General features: G+C 68.1%; 17 protein-coding genes. 5 read left to right on the top strand and 12 right to left on the bottom strand.

Annotated features, from left to right (window positions below; genetic code table 11):
- Positions 1–37: 37 nt before the first annotated feature.
- Complete coding sequence (gene idsA2, locus ACVWWN_RS20135; RefSeq protein WP_457145417.1) at positions 38–1,126, top strand: bifunctional (2E,6E)-farnesyl/geranyl diphosphate synthase; 1,089 nt, start codon at positions 38–40, stop codon at positions 1,124–1,126.
- A 4-nt stretch (positions 1,127–1,130) separates the two neighbouring features.
- Positions 1,131–2,705: an alpha-(1->6)-mannopyranosyltransferase A gene (locus ACVWWN_RS20130; protein WP_457145416.1), complete on the top strand. Its 1,575-nt coding sequence runs from the start codon at positions 1,131–1,133 to the stop codon at positions 2,703–2,705.
- Here ACVWWN_RS20130 and ACVWWN_RS20125 read toward each other — a convergent pair.
- Positions 2,626–3,030, bottom strand: a complete 405-nt coding sequence (locus ACVWWN_RS20125) for an Rv2175c family DNA-binding protein (RefSeq protein WP_457145415.1) — start codon at positions 3,028–3,030, stop codon at positions 2,626–2,628. The genes ACVWWN_RS20130 and ACVWWN_RS20125 overlap by 80 nt on opposite strands.
- A gap of 36 nt (positions 3,031–3,066) precedes the next feature.
- Between ACVWWN_RS20125 and ACVWWN_RS20120 the strand changes: the two genes are divergently transcribed.
- A complete protein-coding gene (locus ACVWWN_RS20120) occupies positions 3,067–4,278 on the top strand; it encodes a protein kinase domain-containing protein (protein ID WP_457145414.1) in 1,212 nt (403 codons plus the stop codon).
- Between the two features lie 22 nt (positions 4,279–4,300).
- Here ACVWWN_RS20120 and ACVWWN_RS20115 read toward each other — a convergent pair whose 3' ends face one another.
- From ACVWWN_RS20115 to ACVWWN_RS20105, 3 genes are read right to left on the bottom strand one after another with little or no spacing between them, the layout of a single operon-like run.
- Positions 4,301–5,686 (bottom strand): class II 3-deoxy-7-phosphoheptulonate synthase, encoded by a 1,386-nt coding sequence (locus ACVWWN_RS20115; protein ID WP_457145413.1) that lies wholly within the window; start codon positions 5,684–5,686, stop codon positions 4,301–4,303.
- 50 nt (positions 5,687–5,736) lie between these two features.
- Entirely contained in the window at positions 5,737–6,240 is a 504-nt protein-coding gene (locus ACVWWN_RS20110; protein ID WP_457145412.1) for a polyadenylate-specific 3'-exoribonuclease AS, read from the bottom strand.
- A 6-nt stretch (positions 6,241–6,246) separates the two neighbouring features.
- Positions 6,247–7,110 (bottom strand): hypothetical protein, encoded by an 864-nt coding sequence (locus ACVWWN_RS20105; protein ID WP_457149201.1) that lies wholly within the window; start codon positions 7,108–7,110, stop codon positions 6,247–6,249.
- 108 nt (positions 7,111–7,218) lie between these two features.
- On the opposite strand from ACVWWN_RS20105, the gene ACVWWN_RS20100 reads away from it, so the two are divergent.
- Complete coding sequence (locus ACVWWN_RS20100) at positions 7,219–8,496, top strand: glycosyltransferase 87 family protein (protein ID WP_457145411.1); 1,278 nt, start codon at positions 7,219–7,221, stop codon at positions 8,494–8,496.
- Here the strand turns inward: ACVWWN_RS20100 and ACVWWN_RS20095 are convergent.
- From ACVWWN_RS20095 to ACVWWN_RS20075, 5 genes are all read right to left on the bottom strand, one after another.
- Complete coding sequence (locus ACVWWN_RS20095) at positions 8,493–9,212, bottom strand: lysophospholipid acyltransferase family protein (RefSeq protein ID WP_457145410.1); 720 nt, start codon at positions 9,210–9,212, stop codon at positions 8,493–8,495. The genes ACVWWN_RS20100 and ACVWWN_RS20095 overlap by 4 nt on opposite strands.
- 82 nt (positions 9,213–9,294) lie before the next feature.
- The gene (locus ACVWWN_RS20090; RefSeq protein WP_457145409.1) at positions 9,295–9,675 is read right to left on the bottom strand and encodes a hypothetical protein; all 381 of its coding nucleotides are present in this window, start codon (positions 9,673–9,675) and stop codon (positions 9,295–9,297) included.
- Positions 9,672–10,934, bottom strand: a complete 1,263-nt coding sequence (locus ACVWWN_RS20085) for an ArsA family ATPase (protein ID WP_457149200.1) — start codon at positions 10,932–10,934, stop codon at positions 9,672–9,674. Before ACVWWN_RS20085 ends, ACVWWN_RS20090 begins: the two co-directional genes overlap by 4 nt.
- Complete coding sequence (locus ACVWWN_RS20080; RefSeq protein WP_457145408.1) at positions 10,927–11,364, bottom strand: SRPBCC family protein; 438 nt, start codon at positions 11,362–11,364, stop codon at positions 10,927–10,929. Before ACVWWN_RS20080 ends, ACVWWN_RS20085 begins: the two co-directional genes overlap by 8 nt.
- A 69-nt stretch (positions 11,365–11,433) precedes the next feature.
- Positions 11,434–11,823 (bottom strand): polyketide cyclase / dehydrase and lipid transport, encoded by a 390-nt coding sequence (locus ACVWWN_RS20075; RefSeq protein ID WP_457145407.1) that lies wholly within the window; start codon positions 11,821–11,823, stop codon positions 11,434–11,436.
- Between the two features lie 91 nt (positions 11,824–11,914).
- Between ACVWWN_RS20075 and ACVWWN_RS20070 the strand changes: the two genes are divergently transcribed.
- Entirely contained in the window at positions 11,915–13,720 is a 1,806-nt protein-coding gene (locus ACVWWN_RS20070) for an AMP-dependent synthetase/ligase (protein ID WP_457145406.1), read from the top strand.
- Here the strand turns inward: ACVWWN_RS20070 and ACVWWN_RS20065 are convergent.
- From ACVWWN_RS20065 to ripC, 3 genes are read right to left on the bottom strand one after another with little or no spacing between them, the layout of a single operon-like run.
- Positions 13,705–14,859, bottom strand: coding sequence for a glycosyltransferase family 4 protein (locus tag ACVWWN_RS20065; RefSeq protein WP_457145405.1), 1,155 nt, complete (start codon positions 14,857–14,859; stop codon positions 13,705–13,707). The genes ACVWWN_RS20070 and ACVWWN_RS20065 overlap by 16 nt on opposite strands.
- Before the next feature lie 10 nt (positions 14,860–14,869).
- Positions 14,870–15,706 carry a peptidase gene (locus ACVWWN_RS20060; protein ID WP_457145404.1) on the bottom strand — a complete coding sequence of 279 codons (837 nt, stop codon included), beginning with the start codon at positions 15,704–15,706 and terminating at the stop codon, positions 14,870–14,872.
- Positions 15,675–16,814, bottom strand: a complete 1,140-nt coding sequence (gene ripC, locus ACVWWN_RS20055) for a peptidoglycan hydrolase RipC (protein WP_457145403.1) — start codon at positions 16,812–16,814, stop codon at positions 15,675–15,677. The genes ACVWWN_RS20060 and ripC overlap by 32 nt, the downstream gene beginning before the upstream one ends.
- Positions 16,815–16,859 lie beyond the last annotated feature (45 nt).

Raw genomic sequence — 16,859 nt, 5'->3', positions numbered from 1 at the left:
CGCTTGGAGCGGACATAGAAAGGGGCGCCCGCTGAGCGTGCACACAGCGGTACCGTCGGCCGCCGAACTGGCCAGCGCCGTCACCGATCAATTGCGGGACTATCTCCGCGAGCAACGTCGCGACTGCGCGTATATCGGCGCCGACTACGGCGCCCTCACCGCCGCCCTCGAAGAGTTCGTGCTGCGCGGCGGCAAACGGCTGCGGCCGGCGTTCGCATACTGGGGGTGGCGCGCCGTCGCCGACCGACCCGACGATCCGCTCGACCCGTCGATCCTGCGGCTGATCTCATCGCTTGAACTGCTGCATGCGTGCGCGCTCGTGCATGACGATGTGATCGACGCATCGGCCACCCGCCGGGGGCTGCCCACCGTGCACCGGATCTTCGCCGACAAGCACCGCGACAACCACTGGCGCGGCTCGTCGGAGCAGTTCGGTATGTCGGCGGCGATCCTGCTGGGCGACCTCGCGCTGGTATGGGCCGACGACATCGTCTTCACCGCGAACCTGTCCGTTGACGCACTGCAGCGTGTCCAGCGCGTCTGGGCCGCGATCCGCACCGAGGTGCTCGGCGGCCAGTACCTCGACATCGTCGCCGAGTCCAGCGGCGCGGAGACCGTCGCCTCCGCAATGACGGTCAACGTCTACAAGACGGCCTCCTACACGATCTCCCGTCCACTGCAACTGGGCGCGGCCGCGGCCGCGGACCGCCCGGATGTGCAGTCCGCCTTCCACGAGATGGGCACCAGCCTCGGCGTGGCGTTCCAACTGCGCGACGACGTGCTGGGCGTGTTCGGCGATCCGGCGGTGACAGGCAAGCCGTCCGGCGACGACCTTCGGTCCGGCAAGCGGACGGTGCTGCTGGCCGAGGCCGTCGAGCGCTCCGAGAAGACGGACATCGTGGCGGCCAAGCTGCTGCGCACCTCCATCGGCAACGAGCTGTCAGAGGCGGCGGTCAGGGAACTGTGTCTGGTCATCGAGTCCGTCGGTGCGCTCGCCGCGGTCGAACAGCGCATCGATTCCCTCACCCGCCGTGCGCTGGAAATTCTCGACGCGGCCGACATCTCTACCGAAGCCAAGGTCGGGCTGTCCGAGCTCACCAGGTTGGCCGCGAACCGGTCTGCCTAGGAGCATGGCGACCCCAGCGCCTGTCCAGGTGCCGAAAGCTTGGTTGGCACAATATATTTCACGATTGACCGCATTTGCCGCGTCAGAAGCCGGCCGCCCGGCCCTACTGGGTTTCCTCGGTGCGGTACTGATCACCGCCGGTGGTGTCGGCGCCGGTAGCACCACCCAGCACGACCCGCTGCTGGAGTCGCTGCATCTGTCGTGGCTGCGGTTCGGCCACGGCCTCGTGCTGTCCTCGGTAGCGCTCTGGGCCGGCGTCGCGCTGATGCTGTTCGCCTGGCTGTGGCTGGGCCGGCAGGTGATCAACCGCACCGCAACCGAGTACACGATGGTCGCCACCACCGGCTTCTGGCTGGTCCCCCTGTTGTTGAGCGCGCCGGTCTTCAGCCGCGACACCTATTCCTATCTGGCCCAGGGTGCGCTCCTACGCGACGGTTTCGATCCCTACCTGGTGGGCCCGATCGACAACCCGAACTCGTTGTTGGACAACGTAAGTCCAATCTGGACCACGACCACGGCGCCATACGGACCCGCATTCATCATGGTGGCGAAGTTCGTCACCATGCTCGTCGGCGACGACGACGTGGTCGCGGGGACCATGCTGCTACGGCTGTGCATGCTGCCCGGGCTGGCGTTGCTGATCTGGGCGGCCCCGCGGGTGGCCCGTCACGTGGGGGCCAGCGGCGCTGCGGCCCTGTGGATCTGCGTGCTCAACCCGCTGGTGATCATCCACCTGATGGGTGGCGTGCACAACGAGATGCTCATGGTCGGCCTCATGATGGCCGGTATCGCGCTGACGTTCGGTGGCCGTCACGTCTGGGGCACCGGCCTCATTGCCATCGCGGTGGCCGTGAAAGCCACCGGCGGCCTTGCCCTTCCGTTCATGGTGTGGGTGTGGATGCGCGACCTGCGTGACCGCCGGGGATACCCGCCGGCCAAGGCGTTCGCGGCCGCGACCGCGGCGGCGGGGCTGATCTTCGTGGCGGTCTTCGCGGTGCTGTCCTGGCTGGCCGGGGTCGGCCTGGGCTGGCTGACGGCGCTCGCGGGATCGGTCAAGATCATCAACTGGCTGACGGTGCCGACGGCAGTGGCGAATCTGGTGAACGTGTTCGGCGGACTGTTCCTGCCGGTCAACTTCTACGCTGTGCTCGAGGTCGCACGCATCGTCGGCATCGTGATCATCGCGATCTCACTTCCACTGCTGTGGTGGCGATTTCGCCACACCGACCGCGAGGCGCTGATCGGCATCGCGATGGTGATGGTTGTGGTGGTGCTGTTCGTCCCGGCCGCGCTGCCGTGGTACTACACCTGGCCGCTGGCGGTGGTCGCCGCGCTCGCCCAGTCCCGGGCGGCGATCGCCGTGATCGCCGGGCTGTCCACCTGGATCACGGTGATCTGGAAGCCCGACGGCGCCCATGGCATGTATTCGTGGATCCACGTGCTGCTGGCCCTCGGCTGTGCGACGGCGGCCTGGTTTTCGCTGTCGAGGGCGCCCGAATCTAGTACGCCATCGCCTGGGCCCGGCGAACCACCTCACGGGCTTGGTGGGAGTGCAGCGCGTCGACCGGTCGAGCATTAGCCTGCCGTTCGGTCTCGCCGTCCCGGGAGATGGTCAGCGAGGGATCGGGAGTGAACAGCCAGCGCACGATCTCGGTGTCGCGGTAGCCGCCGTCGTGGAGCACCACGAGCAGGCCGGGCAGGCTCTTCACCACGTGGCCGGTCTCGTCGAAGAAGGCCCTGGGCACCACGACGGCGCCCGCGCGCCGCACCCCGACCAGGTGGCCCTCCCGTAGGTGCTGATGCACCTTCGTCACCGGTACGCCGAGGAGGTCGGCCACGGCGGGAAGGTCGTACACGACCTCGGCGGGGTCAAGGACGTCGTCTGCGGCCGGAATGCTGCTCACCGCGTCAAGTCTAGGTCTCATCGGCCGACTCGTAACATGTGTTTGGTGGAGACCTACCAGCAATACGACCCGCTCGTGGGCGCCGTGCTGGACGGTCGGTACCGCGTCGACACCCTGATTGCCACCGGCGGAATGTCAGCCGTCTACCGCGGGCTGGATCTGCGGTTGGACCGGCCCGTCGCACTCAAGATCATGGAGTCGCGCTACGCCGGCGACCACCAGTTCCTGACCCGGTTCCAGCGTGAGGCCCGGGCCGTCGCCCGGCTCAAGGATCCCGGCCTGGTGTCCGTCTACGACCAGGGCCTCGACGGCCAGCACCCGTTCCTCGTGATGGAACTGATCGAGGGCGGCACGCTGCGCGAACTCCTTCGCGAACGCGGCCCGATGCCGCCCCACGCGGCCGCTGCCGTCCTGCGCCCGGTATTGAGCGGCCTCGCGGTGGCACACCGGTCCGGGCTGGTGCACCGCGACGTCAAACCGGAAAACGTGCTGATCTCCGACGACGGCGAGGTCAAGATCGCCGACTTCGGTCTGGTGCGTGCGGTCGCCGAGGCCAAGATCACCTCGACCAGCGTCATCCTGGGCACCGCGGCGTACCTGTCGCCCGAGCAGGTGGGCACCGGTGATGCGGATCCGCGCAGCGATGTCTACGCCGTCGGCATCCTCGCCTACGAGCTGCTGACCGGCGACACTCCGTTCACTGGTGACAACGCGCTGACCGTCGCCTACCAACGGATGGACCACGACGTCGAGGCGCCCAGCCGCGTAATCGCCGGTGTGCCATTGCAATTCGATGAGCTGGTGCTCCGCGCAACCGCGCGTGACCCGGCCGCTCGATTCGCGGACGCCGCAGAGATGGGCGCCGAACTCCATTCCATCGTCGACGAACTGGGACTGCCCGATTTCCGGGTCCCGGCGCCGCGCAACTCGGCACAGCACCTCTCGGCCGAGCTGCATCGAAGCCGGCTCGAAGGGGGTCCCTCTGCGCCGCCGCCGCCGCCGCTCGCCCCGCGTCAGCACACCAGGGAACTGACCCGCGACGACATGGCGCCGGTGCCGCCGGACGACGAGTACGAATACCAAGGTGTCTCCGGGCAATTCGCCGGAATCGAACTGAGCGAGTTCTATTGGGCACGGCAGCGCGCCAAGCGGGTGCTGCTCTTCTGGGTAGCCGCCGTCCTGATCCTCACCGGGCTCGTCGCCACCGCCGCGTGGACACTCGGCAGCAACCTTCCCGGTCTGCTCTAATCGCGGAGCATCTCCGCCTCATCTAATCGCGGAGCATCTCCGCGACCAGGAACGCCAACTCGAGGCTCTGTTGCGTGTTCAACCGGGGATCGCAGGCGGTTTCGTAGCGGCCGGCCAGGTCGGAGTCCGAGATGTCCTGCGCACCGCCGAGGCATTCGGTGACGTTCTCGCCGGTGATCTCGACGTGGATGCCCCCGGGGTGGGTACCGAGCGCCCGATGCACCTCGAAGAAGCCCTGCACCTCGTCGACGATGCGGTCGAAGTGCCGGGTCTTGTAGCCGGTCGACGATTCGTGGGTGTTGCCGTGCATCGGATCGCACTGCCAAATCACCTGATGACCCGTGCCCTGCACCTTCTCGATGATCGGCGGCAGCAGATCGCGCACCTTGTTGTTGCCCAGCCGGCTGACGACCGTGAGGCGTCCGGGCTGGTTGTGCGGGTCGAGTCGCTCGACGTACTCGACGGCCAGTTCCGGGGTCATGGTCGGGCCGATCTTCACCCCGATCGGGTTGGCGATCACCTCGGCGAACGCGACATGCGCACCGTCGAGTTGGCGGGTCCGTTCACCGACCCACACGAAGTGTGCCGACAGGTCGTAGAGCCGAGGCTCGTCGAAGTCGGTGGACAGCCGCAGCATCGCCCGCTCGTAGTCGAGCACCAAAGCCTCGTGGCTGGCGTAGATCTCGGCCGTGTCGAGATTGCGGTCGTTGACCCCGCAGGCACTCATGAAGCGCAGGCCGCGGTCGATCTCGCCGGCCAGCGCCTCATAGCGGGCGCCGGCGGGCGAGGTCCGGACGAACTCGCGGTTCCAGTCGTGCACCAGATGAAGCGATGCCAGGCCAGAGGCCGTCAACGCCCGGACCAGGTTCATCGCGGCGCTCGCGTTCGCGTAGGCCCGCACCAGCCGCGAAGCGTCGTGCTGGCGCGCGGCGGCGTCCGGTGCGAACCCGTTGATCATGTCGCCGCGGTAGGACTTCAGCCCCAACGCGTCGATGTCGGATGACCGCGGCTTGGCGTACTGGCCGGCGATGCGGGCCACCTTGACCACCGGCATGCTCGCGCCGTAGGTGAGCACCACCGCCATCTGCAGCAGCGTGCGGATATTGGCGCGGATGTGCGGTTCGGTGTTGTCGACGAAGGTCTCGGCACAGTCGCCGCCCTGCAGCAGGAAGGCGTTACCGCGGGCGACGTCGGCCAGCTGGCTCTTGAGCCGCTCGATCTCGGCGGGCACGGTCACCGGCGGGACGCTCTCGAGCACCGTGCGCATGGTCCTGGCCGCCTCCGCGTCCCAGTCCGGCTGCTGCGAGGCCGGCTTGGCCAGGGCGGTGTCCAGCCGTTGCCGCAGCTCGTCGGGCAGTGGCGGCAGCGACGGCAGCTGGTCGATGGGTACGTCGACGGTCCAGTTCACCCGTTCATGGTAACGGGCGTGCGCCTGTGCTTTTTACCCGTGTGCAGGCACTACTCGCTGTCCGAGGCCCTGTTCGACCCCGTCGTCATCAGGCGAAATCGCAGCAGATTGTGCCGCGCGTCGACCAGGGCGTCGTGCGCATCGCGCGGCCGGGGTGGCATCCGTGGCGACCCGCGATCCTCCCAGAACTGCCGAAGCTCGCGGGTGAAGCGCGGAATCGCGGGAGGCAGGTCGGTCATCGGACCCCACAGCTGACACAGCACCACATGGTCGTAGGCGCCGACCCACGCCCACAGCTCGATCGGCTCGTCGCCGTCCACGCCGAAGAAGTCCTCGAGCTCCGTCCGGATCTGTCGACGCGAGCGCCACAGCTGTGACGACGGCGACGGCAGCTTGGGCAGCACATGCTTGCGCACCCAGCTGCCGGCTTGGTCCGGGTTGAATTCGGTTGAGATTGCGTAGTATTCGCGACCGTCTTCGGCGGCGACGCCGATGGAAATCAGTTCGATCGTGCGGCCGTCGTCGATGAACTCGGTGTCGTAGAAAAATCGCATGCGCCGCTAGACCGCCGCTCCTCGCTCGACCGGTGCGCGCTCCGGCGGCGCGGCGGCATGTATTTCGCGATCCAGCTGCTCGTTGACCTCGCTGTCGTCGGGAAAGTGAGGTTCGCCGGCGATCACGTGTTGCAGCCAAAGTTTGGCCTGCACGACCGGCCTGCGCAGCCGGCGTTCGCGTTCCAGGGCCCTTCGCATCTTTCTGGGCCGCTTTCCGTACCGCCAGCGCGCCCACGGCGCATGCGGACGCGACAGCCGGATCGCCCCGACGATCAGCAGCGGGGTGATGAACATCCCCACCAGACCGGTCCATACCTTGCCCTTGAGCAGCACGATCACCGCCAGCAGCAGCGTCACCAGCGCGATGCCGATGACGGTGGCGCGCGCTGCAATGGTGTGGTCATCACGCCAGAGACTGACATCGAAGAAGGACAGCGGATTGAGGCCGAGGATGAGCAGGCCCGCGACCGCAACAGCGGCGAAAACTGCATCGACCGACGTGCGGCCGTCCTCTGACCAGTACACATCCTGTAGATGCAGGATCAGCGCGAACTCATCGAGAACCAGGGCCGCACCGATACCGAAAAAGATTGCCGCGGCCGTGAATTCGGGTACCCCACCATCAACTGCAAGGGTCACCATCGTCACGCCGGAGACCATGACCAGGATCACGCCGATGACGACGTGATGGATGTGCAGCGAGCCGTGGCCGATATTGCGTGGCTGCCACCACTTGCGCGGCGCGTCGCTGCCGGCGTGCGCGCGGATGTACCGGACGATCGTTCGTGTCAGGAAGAAGGTCAGGAGGAAGGCGATCAAGCACCACATCAGCGGCAACCGCCCCGGCGGAATGGCCAGGTCGAAGTGCATGTCGAACTTGAGAGCGTCGAACACGCAGAAAACTTACGCCGACCCGCGCGCGTCACGCCCGGGATACGGGACGACTCGCCGGACCCGGCCGTTAGGCTGGTCGGCGACATGAGTAATCGGCGGTCGCCCGGCGGGGCTGGTTGGGGGCCCACGCTCGCCTGGCGGCTGTTCCAGCTGCTCACCGTGGCGGCGTTGGCCTGGGCCGGCTGGCGGCTGCTCGGCCACATCCCGTACCGGATCGACGTCGACGTCTATCGGATGGGCGGGCGGGCCTGGCTGGACGGCCGGCCGTTGTACGCCGACGGCGCCATGTTCCACACCCGCGGTGGTCTTGACCTGCCGTTCACCTATCCACCCCTGGCCGCGGTGGCCTTCGCGCCGTTCGCCTGGCTGCCGCTGCCGGCGGCCAGCGTCGCCATCACGCTGACCACGTTGGTGCTGCTGATCGTGTCGACCGTGATCGTGCTGACCGGGCTCGACGTGTGGCCTCGAACGTCGGTGACCTGCGAGCCGGCGTGGCTGCGGCGGTGCTGGGTGGCCGCTGCGATCGTGGCGCCCGCCGTGATCCACCTGGAGCCCATCCGGTCGAATTTCGACTTCGGCCAGATCAATGTCGTACTGATGACCCTGGTGATCGCCGACTGTGTGCCGCGCAAGACTCCGTGGCCGCGGGGCATGTTGCTGGGCGTCGCGATCGCCCTCAAGCTGACCCCAGCGGTGTTTCTGCTCTATTTCCTGCTGCGACGAGATATGCGCGCGTTGCTGGTGTCCATCGCGTCGGCGGTGGCTGCCACGCTCGTCGGCTTCGCCTTCGCCTGGCGCGATTCCTGGGAGTACTGGACGGCGACTGTGCGCAACACCGACCGGATCGGTACCGCGACGCTGAACACCAACCAGAACATCGCGGGCACACTGGCGCGCCTCGGCCTCGGCGAGGGCGAGCGGTTCGTGCTGTGGACACTGGCCTGCTTCGCCGTGCTGGGGGTGACGGTGTGGGCGGCCCGCCGGATACTTCGTGCCGGGCAGCCGGTGCTCGCGCTGATCTGCGTGGCGATGTTCGGGTTGATGGTGTCCCCCGTGTCGTGGTCGCACCACTGGGTGTGGGCGCTGCCGACGATGCTGGCGATGGGTGTGGTGGCCTACCGGCAACGGCAGGTGCTGCTCGGCCTGGTCGCGCTGGCGGGGGTGGCGCTGATGGTGTGGACGCCGATACCGCTGATGCCCGAACATCGTGAGACCACGGCATCGCTGTGGCGCCAGCTCGCCGGAGGCTCATACGTGTGGTGGGCGCTGGCGGTGATCGTGGTGGCAGGCGCCGCGGGCGCGACGGCGACCGTGCGCAGCAGGCCCTCGATCGAGGGTGCGGCCGTTCCGGCTGTCGGTTAGGCCGCGACCGTCTTTTTTTCGGCCCTACCGTCCCTGCCCTCTTTGACGCCCTCTTTGACGTCGGCGGCATACAGGTCGACGTATTCCTGTCCGGAGAGCTTCATCAGCTCGTAGATCACCTCGTCGATCACCGCGCGCTCGATGAACCGGTTGCCGGCCAGGCCCTCGAACCTGCTGAAGTCCATCGGCTTGCCGAACCGGACCGTGACCCGGCCGAACCGCCACATCTTTTTGCCCGGGGGGTTGACCACGTCGGTGCCGATCATCGCGACCGGAATGACCGGCACGCCCGTCTGCAGCGCCAGCCGCGCCAGACCGGTCTTGCCCTTGTACAGCCGCCCGTCCGGCGAGCGGGTGCCCTCGGGATACATGCCGAGCAGCTTGCCCTGGTTCAGCACCCGTTCGGCGGTGGTCAGCGCGCTTCGCGCGCTGTCGGCGTCGGTGCGGTCGATCGGCACCTGGCCCGCGGCCGTGTAGAACCAGCGGTTGAACCAGCCCTTGATGCCCGTGCCCGTGAAGTACTCGGCCTTGGCCAGGAAGGTGATCCGGCGGCTGACCACCAGGGGCAGATAAAAGCTGTCGGCGACCGCCAGGTGATTACTCGCCAAGATCATCGGGCCGGAGTGCGGAACATGCTCCAACCCTTCAATTTTCGGCCGGCCAAGCACAATCAGCAGGGGTCCCATGAAGACGTACTTGAACAGCCAATACCACATGGACCCTCCCCAGATCGAACACCGTGCGATGTTCTGCGACAACTGTACCCATGCACTGCGGATGCGACCACAGGAGCCGACGTCAGTCCTCCACCGTTACCGGGATGTGCTGATATCGGCCCGGGTCGGTCGGCGGCGGTCCGTCGGGACCGTCGTCGCCCGGGGGCGGGGGCGGCGCGTCCGGCGGCTCGGGGGGCGTCGTGACGTTGTCGACCATGGCCCGCACGACGGTCAACAACGCCACACTGTGTTCTGCGATGACGTTCAGCAAAGGATGCTGTTCCCCGGCGGCCAGCGCGGCCAGGGCGCAGACCGGGCACCACACCTGCTGGCACTTGCCGGGGCCGGCGGTACTGCCCGCCGCGCGCGCGGCCGCCAGCCGGACCGCCGGATCGATCTTGTCCAGGATCGCCTGAGCCAACTGCCGCAGTTCCGGACCCAGGTCGGGATGCGTCCCTGTCACGCCGGCCACACCTCCGGATTCGGTCGAAAACGCACGGTCAACTCGCTGCCTCTGAGCTGTGCGTCCATCACGATGCACCGCCGTAGCACGGACGCCAGCCGGACCCGGCGCCGCATGCCGCCGGCACCGATGATCAAGTCGTCGTCGACCCTGCCCAATGTCAAGGCCGCCGAGTCGACCTGCGCCAACTCTAGCCGCAACCGGTAGACCGCTTCGAGGCCTGAGCCTGATTCCCGGTCCACCACCGGCCGTACTGGTCCCGGCGGCGGCGAACCGTCGCGGCGCCGGGCGCAGTCGAGCAGCTCACCCAGCGCCTTCGGCCCGATGGGCTCCCCTGCCAGATGCGGCACGAGCACCAACTGCACGTCGCCGATGGTGGTGTCCAGTTCGGCGAGAACCGACCGCTGTTCGCTGATGCGCTCGGAGTACCAGTCGAATGCGGGATGCTCGGGCAGGTTGCGGTACTCGAACGAATCATCCTCGATCAGTATTTGATTGACGATGAGTTCCTCGAGTTGCAAACCCATCAGCGCCAGGGAGCCCAGGGTGCGGACCGCCTCGGCGGCGACGACGCGCTCGGCCGTCATCACCAGATGCGCCCGTACCCGCGACCCGTCGGTGAGCAAGCAGGAGAGCTGCTCGGTCCCGGCGGCGATGCGCTCGAGCAGCCCGATCAAGGCCGCCGAACGCGCGTCGCCGGACGCGGCGGACAGCCGGCGGTGGCGCGGCCAGGCCCGCTCCAGGTAGAGCCCGAACGTCGCCGGCAACGTCAGCATCCGCAGTGCGTCGGCGGTCGACGCGCAGTCCACCACCACGTGGTCCCATTGACCCGATGCCGCCAGCTCGCCCACCTCATGCAGACCCAGCACTTCCTGAATGCCGGGCAGGGTCGAAAGCTCTTCTGGCGCAACATCTCCCAGATCCGACTCGGGAAATCGCCCCGACAGCAGCCCGGCGATCTCGCGCCACCGGGCTTCGAGCAGGGCCAGGGTGTCCAGCGCGAGGGCGTCGAGCAAGCCGCCGCCGGCGTCCACGTCATCGGCCAGGACCCGGGTCGGCGCCCGCATTCCGGTCGGGGTGACGCTCGCCCCGAGCACGTCGCCGACCGAGTGCGCCTGGTCGGTCGACACGATCAGCACCCGCAGCCCCGCACGCGCGTCACGCACGGCGGTGGCGGTCGCCAACGTTGACTTACCTACCCCGCCTTTTCCGACGAAGAGACTGATCCGGGCGTTGGCAGGCCCTGGAGATTCACTCAGCCTCGACTCGTTTCTTGAGGTCCTTCAACGCGGTGTCGGTCAGCCGTCGCTCGGCCTTGCGCTTGAGCAGCCCGATCATCGGAATGACCAGGTCGACCGACAGTTCGTAGGTGACGTCGGTCCCAGATCCCTTGGGCACCAATCGATATGCGCCATCGAGGGCCTTCAGCAACGAGCTCGAGACCAGGCTCCACTTCACGGAACCGCGATCGGGCGGCCAGTCATAGGACAGCACCATGGTGTCCTTGAGCACGGCGGCGTCGAGCACCAGGCGCGCCGTCTTGGGATAGCCGTCGGCGTCGGCCTCGAGCACCTCGGTTTCCTTGTACTCCGCCACCCAATCAGGGTAGGAGCCGATATCGGCGATGACATCCATCACCGTCGAAGGATCGGCATCGATGTAGATGGTCTGCGCCGTCTTGTCCGCCACTGCTTCTTCCCGTCAGGTCTGCTCGCTGGTGTGAAAATCTACCCCCCGCACCCACCTCTGGCCGAACTATCAAGCCAGCCGCGACACCCCGACCGGGCGGGTGGCCTCCAGCGTCTGCTTCAGCTCGAACGCCATGTTCTTGCCCGCCACCCGGCGCCGATGGTTCATCTTGGCCAGGTTCATCTTGGCCAGCTGCCACGCCGCGGCGCCGGACGGCTCGGCGTGCAGGAAATAGTGCAGGACGACCCCGTCCAGCACGGGCTGGAGCCAGACTTCCATGGTTCCGGTCAGCGCGCCGGCGACCGTCCAGCGGTGGCCGGCTTCGCCACGGTCCTCGACCACTGTCAGTCGGAGGTCGGACCACCATCGCCGCCAGCGCGCGGGATCGGCGACGGCCCTGCCCACCTCGGCCGGATCGGCGGCAACGAAAGTCTCGTCCGCGATCTGGATGCTGTTCATGGCGTACAAGCTTCACATATGACGGTGGGGCCGCAATACCTGGCCGACTAGGCTGGCAACGGCACAGCCGCCAGATCGAGAGGTCAAGATAGTGCGTGAGTTCAGTGTTCCCGCCTCGTTCACCGTCGGCGAGCACGACAACATCGTCAGCTCGGTGTATTCACACGAACGCGAAGACCCTGAACATGTCATCTTCCAGCGACTCGTCGACGGTGCGTGGACGGACGTCACGTGTCGGCAGGCGGCTGATCAGATCCGTTCGGCCGCAATGGGTTTGATCGCCGAAGGTGTCAGGCCCGGCGATCGGGTGGCGATCCTGTCGGCGACCCGCTACGAGTGGCCGATCCTGGACTTCGCGGTCCTGTCGGTCGGCGGCGTGACGGTGCCCATCTACGAGACGTCCTCGGCCGAGCAGGTGCGGTTCGTGCTGGGCGACTCTGGCGCGGTGCTGGTCTTCGGCGAGTCCGACGGACACGCCGATACGGTCGAACAACTCACCGATGAGCTCCCCGACCTGCGCAGGGTGTTCCGCATCGAGGGCACCGGGCCCGCGGCACTGGACGCGCTGGCCGAGGCCGGCAGGCCGGTGGACCCGAAGGAACTCGACGAGCGGCTGGCCGGGATCTCCTCGGGCGATCCGGCGACGCTGATCTACACCTCGGGCACCACCGGACGCCCCAAGGGCTGCCAGCTGACCCACGCCAACCTGCTGTACGAGACCCGCGGCGCCAAGGACTGCTTCCCCACGCTGCTGGACAAGGGCGAGCGCATGCTCGTGTTCCTGCCGCTTGCGCATGTGCTGGCCCGCGCCATCACGCTGGCCTGCTTCACGAACAAGGTCACGGTCGGCTTCACCAGTGACATCAAGAACCTGGTGCCGACCTTCGGGGTGTTCAAGCCGACGCTGGTGGTGTCGGTGCCGCGGGTGTTCGAGAAGGTGTACAACACCGCCGAGCAGAATGCGCGAAACGACCGAAGGGGCCCCATCTTCGAGATGGCCGCCAGCACCGCGATCGAGTTCAGCCAGGCCCGCGACGCCGGTGGCGCCGGGCTGCTGTTGCGGGCCAGACACGCGCTGTTCGACCGACTGGTGTACGGCAAACTGCGGGCCGCGCTGGGCGGCAACTGCCGCGGCGCCATCTCCGGCGGCGCTCCCCTGGGCGCCCGGCTCGGCCACTTCTACCGCGGGGTGGGGCTGACGATCTACGAGGGCTACGGCCTGACCGAGACCAGCGCGGCGATCACCGTCAACCGAATCGACGACGTCAAGGTCGGAACCGTCGGAAAGTTGCTGCCCGGCAACAGCATGCGGATCAACGACGACAACGAGCTGCTGGTCAAGGGTGGCGTGGTGTTCGGCGGCTACTGGCGCAACGAGGGCGAGACCAACGCCGTCATCGACACCGAGGGCTGGTTCCACACCGGCGACCTCGGGGCGATCGACGACGAAGGCTTCCTGACGATCGTCGGCCGCAAGAAAGAAATCATCGTCACGGCCGGCGGCAAGAACGTGGCGCCCGCCCTTCTTGAGGACAGACTCCGGGCGCACCCGTTGATCAGCCAGGCGATGGTCGTCGGCGACGCCAAGCCGTTCATCGCGGCGCTCATCACGATCGACCCCGAGGCCTTCGGAGCCTGGAAGCAGCGCAACGGCAAGAGCGCCGACGCCCCGGTCGCCGACCTTGCCGGCGATCCCGACCTCACCGCCGAGATCGACCTGGCCGTCAAGGAAGCCAATCAGGCGGTCTCGCATGCCGAGTCGATCCGGAAATTCCGCATCCTGCCCGTCGATTTCACCGAGGACACCGGCGAGCTGACGCCGACGCTGAAGGTCAAGCGCAAGGTGGTGGCGCAGAAGTTCGCCGGCGATATCGAAGCGCTCTACGGAACGGGCTGACCGCTCAACAGGGCGCCGAGGCGGTCCGCCTGCGTGCGCCACTGCCAGTTGTCGACCACCCACCGCCTGCCTGCGGCACCCATCCGGGCCGCCCGGTCGGGGTCGGCGAGCAGGTCGCCGACCGATGCCGCGATCGCGCCGACGTCCCAGCCGTCGACCAGCCGCCCGGTCTCGCCGTCGCGCACCGTCTCCGGCGCGCCCCCCGAGCGTCCTGCCACCACCGGGACTCCGCACGCCGACGCCTCGAGGTAGACGATGCCGAAGCCCTCTACATCGAGGCCTGCGCCGCGGGTGCGGCACGGCATCGCGAACACGTCGGCCATCGCGTGGTGCGCGGCCAGTTCCTCACCGGGCACCCCGTCGGTGAACACCACATGCTCGGCCACCCCGAAACTGTGTGCGAGCCGGCGCAGCGACGTGCGGTACGGACCACCGCCGACGATGACGAGCGCGGCCCCCGCGACGCGCTGCCGGATGGCCGGCATCGCGCGGATGAGCATGTCCTGTCCTTTGCGGGGCACGAGTCGCGACACGCAGACCACGACGGGCCGCCTGCCCAGCCCGTAGCGGGCGCGCATCTCCGCGCGGGCGATCTCATCGGGCACGAACCGGTCGACGTCCACGCCGGGCGGCAAGTGTTCGAGCGCGGCGCGCGGCCCGAACGCCGACGCGAACCGGTTGCGCGTGTAGCGACTGACGTAGGTCACCACGTCGGTATCGGTTCCAATGCGGCGCAACGCCGTTCGGGCCACCGGCAACATCGACCAGCCCACCTCGTGGCCATGGGTGCTGGCGACCACACGCTCGGCCCCCGCCTCGCGGGCCACCGGCGCCATCAGCGCCAGCGGCGCGGCGGCGCCGAACCACACCGTGTCGATGCCGTCCCGCTCGATCAGCTTCTTCATCCGGTTGGCCACCGCGGGCACCGGCAGCATCAGCGTGCCGGGATGCCGCACCACGGAATAACCGCAGGCGCGAGCCTGGTCGTCGAATTCGGCCGCGCCCTTCCACTTCGGCGCGTACACCGTCAGCGTGTGACCGCCGCCGGCGACCAACTCGCCGACGAATGCCTGCAGGTAGGACTGAATCCCGCCACGGCGTGGTGGAAAGTCGTTGGTAACCAGCAGGACCCGGGTCATCCGGGAAAGGCTAACGCGTCAGCCATTGCCGCCACCGGGACACCACCGCGGGCAGGTCGGCGCCGAGGATTTCCCGCACGGCGGCGGCCGCATCCGGGTGGCCGGGTGCACACGCGCGCAGATACAGGCCGCGCAGCGCCGCCACGCCGTACTGGTCGGCGACGAACCGGCTGAACCACCACGCCCGGTCGTACGCCAGCGAGCGCTGCGGCCCGACGCTGCCCAGATCCGCGTCGGTGGGCAGGACCGCCAGGTCGGCCGCGTCCGGTGGTGGTCGCGGGGTGGCGGGCCGGCCGACGAAGTCGGCGACCCCCTCGGTCAGCCACGTGGGGGCGTCGGCCGCTGTGCGGGCGCGGGCGGCATAGTGAAACAGCTCGTGACGCACGACTATTCGCAGCGACGCGTCGCTCATCTCGGCAGCACCCGGGGCGAAGGTGATCCGCTCCGCGGTGGTGGTCGCGGCGACGTCGGGCCCCGCGCCGGCCAAAGTGGCGAACTCGGCGTCGGATCCCGTGGCCACGATCACGATGCTGCGTGGCCAGTCCCCGCCCCAGAACGACGTGACGGCATCCGCGGCGTCGTTCATCTCGGCGGCGATGCGCGTCAGCAGCGGGGCCTCCGAGGGTCCGGCCAGGTTGAGCAGACGCACCGTGCGGCCATCACGCAGGGCTTCGGTGGCGGCCGCGGCGGTGGATGTCGTCAACGACGCAGGCGCGGCTGCAGGCGGGGACAGCGGCGACCCGTGGGGAACGCGCACCAGGACCGCCCCGGCCAGGACCAGCTCGGCGAGCAGAAGAAAACCGAGGACCGGGCGTTTAGTACCGACGAACGTTGTGGATCGGCGCATTGTTCACCGGCGCGACTCGCACCGGCGTGCCGTAAGTCGAGGCGTGCACCATCATTCCGTCACCGATGTAGATGCCCACGTGCGACGCGTCCGAGTAATAGGTGACCAGGTCGCCCGGCTGCATCTGGTCCATCGAGACCGCCTGCCCGCCCTGGGCGAGCGCCTGGCTGGAGTGCGGCAGGGAGACACCGGCCTGCTGGAAGGACCACATGACCAGACCCGAGCAGTCGAAGGCGCTGGGCCCCGACGCGCCCCACGAGTACGGCGACCCGATCCGGCTCAGCGCCGCCTGGATGACGGTGGCCGCCTCCGGCGAGCCGCCGGGTGCCATGTCACCGGGCGGGATGGCGTCAGGCGGCGCCGGGGCCGGGGCTGCCAGAATGCTGGGGTCGTTGGTGGGCGGCGCCGCGTCAGGCGCGGGAGGCGTCACGGGTGCGGGGGGTGCCGGCGGCACGGCGGCGAGCGCTTGCCGCTGGGTCGGGGTCAGCGCTTGGTACTGCGACTTGACCACGGCGATCTGCACCTGCAGCTGGCTCTGCTTGGATTGCAGGTCGGCGCGCACGCTCGCGGCCTGCTCGGCGGCCGTCTTGGCGTCGGCGGCGGACTGCGCGGAGGCCTGCTCGGCCGCGGCGGCCTTCGCGCTGATCTCCCGGTAACTCTTCATCTGTGCCGACATCTCGGAGGCCATCACCCGCTGCACGGCGAGCTGGTCGATCAGACCCTGCGGCGACGAGGCCGTCAGCATCGCGTCGAGACCGTCGGTCCGGCCACCCATATATTGGGCGGCAGCTACCTTGTCGACCGCGGTCTGGAACGTTGCGAGCTGCGCCTTCGCCGAATCCACCGTTGCTTGGTCGGCGGCATGCTTGGCGTCGGCGGCCTGCTGAACGGCCAGCTTGTTGTTCAGGTCGAGCTGGGCCGAATGCATGGCTTCGGTGGTCTGCTCGGACTGTCGCGACAGTTCGTTGAGCTTTGCCATCGCGTCGTCGGCGGGATCGGCCTGCACATGCCCGGCGACCACACCTCCGAGGATGGTTAAGCCCGCTATCGCACCTACTACGAGTCGTTGAATTCCACGTGTGGTCCGGTGCGTGCGGTGGAGCCTCAAGATTTGCGTCCTTCAACTGCCGTGTTTAACGAAGCCGCGTCGAAC

This window comes from Mycobacterium sp. URHB0021, assembly GCF_054057895.1.
This window is presented reverse-complemented; position numbering and strand designations above follow the sequence as displayed.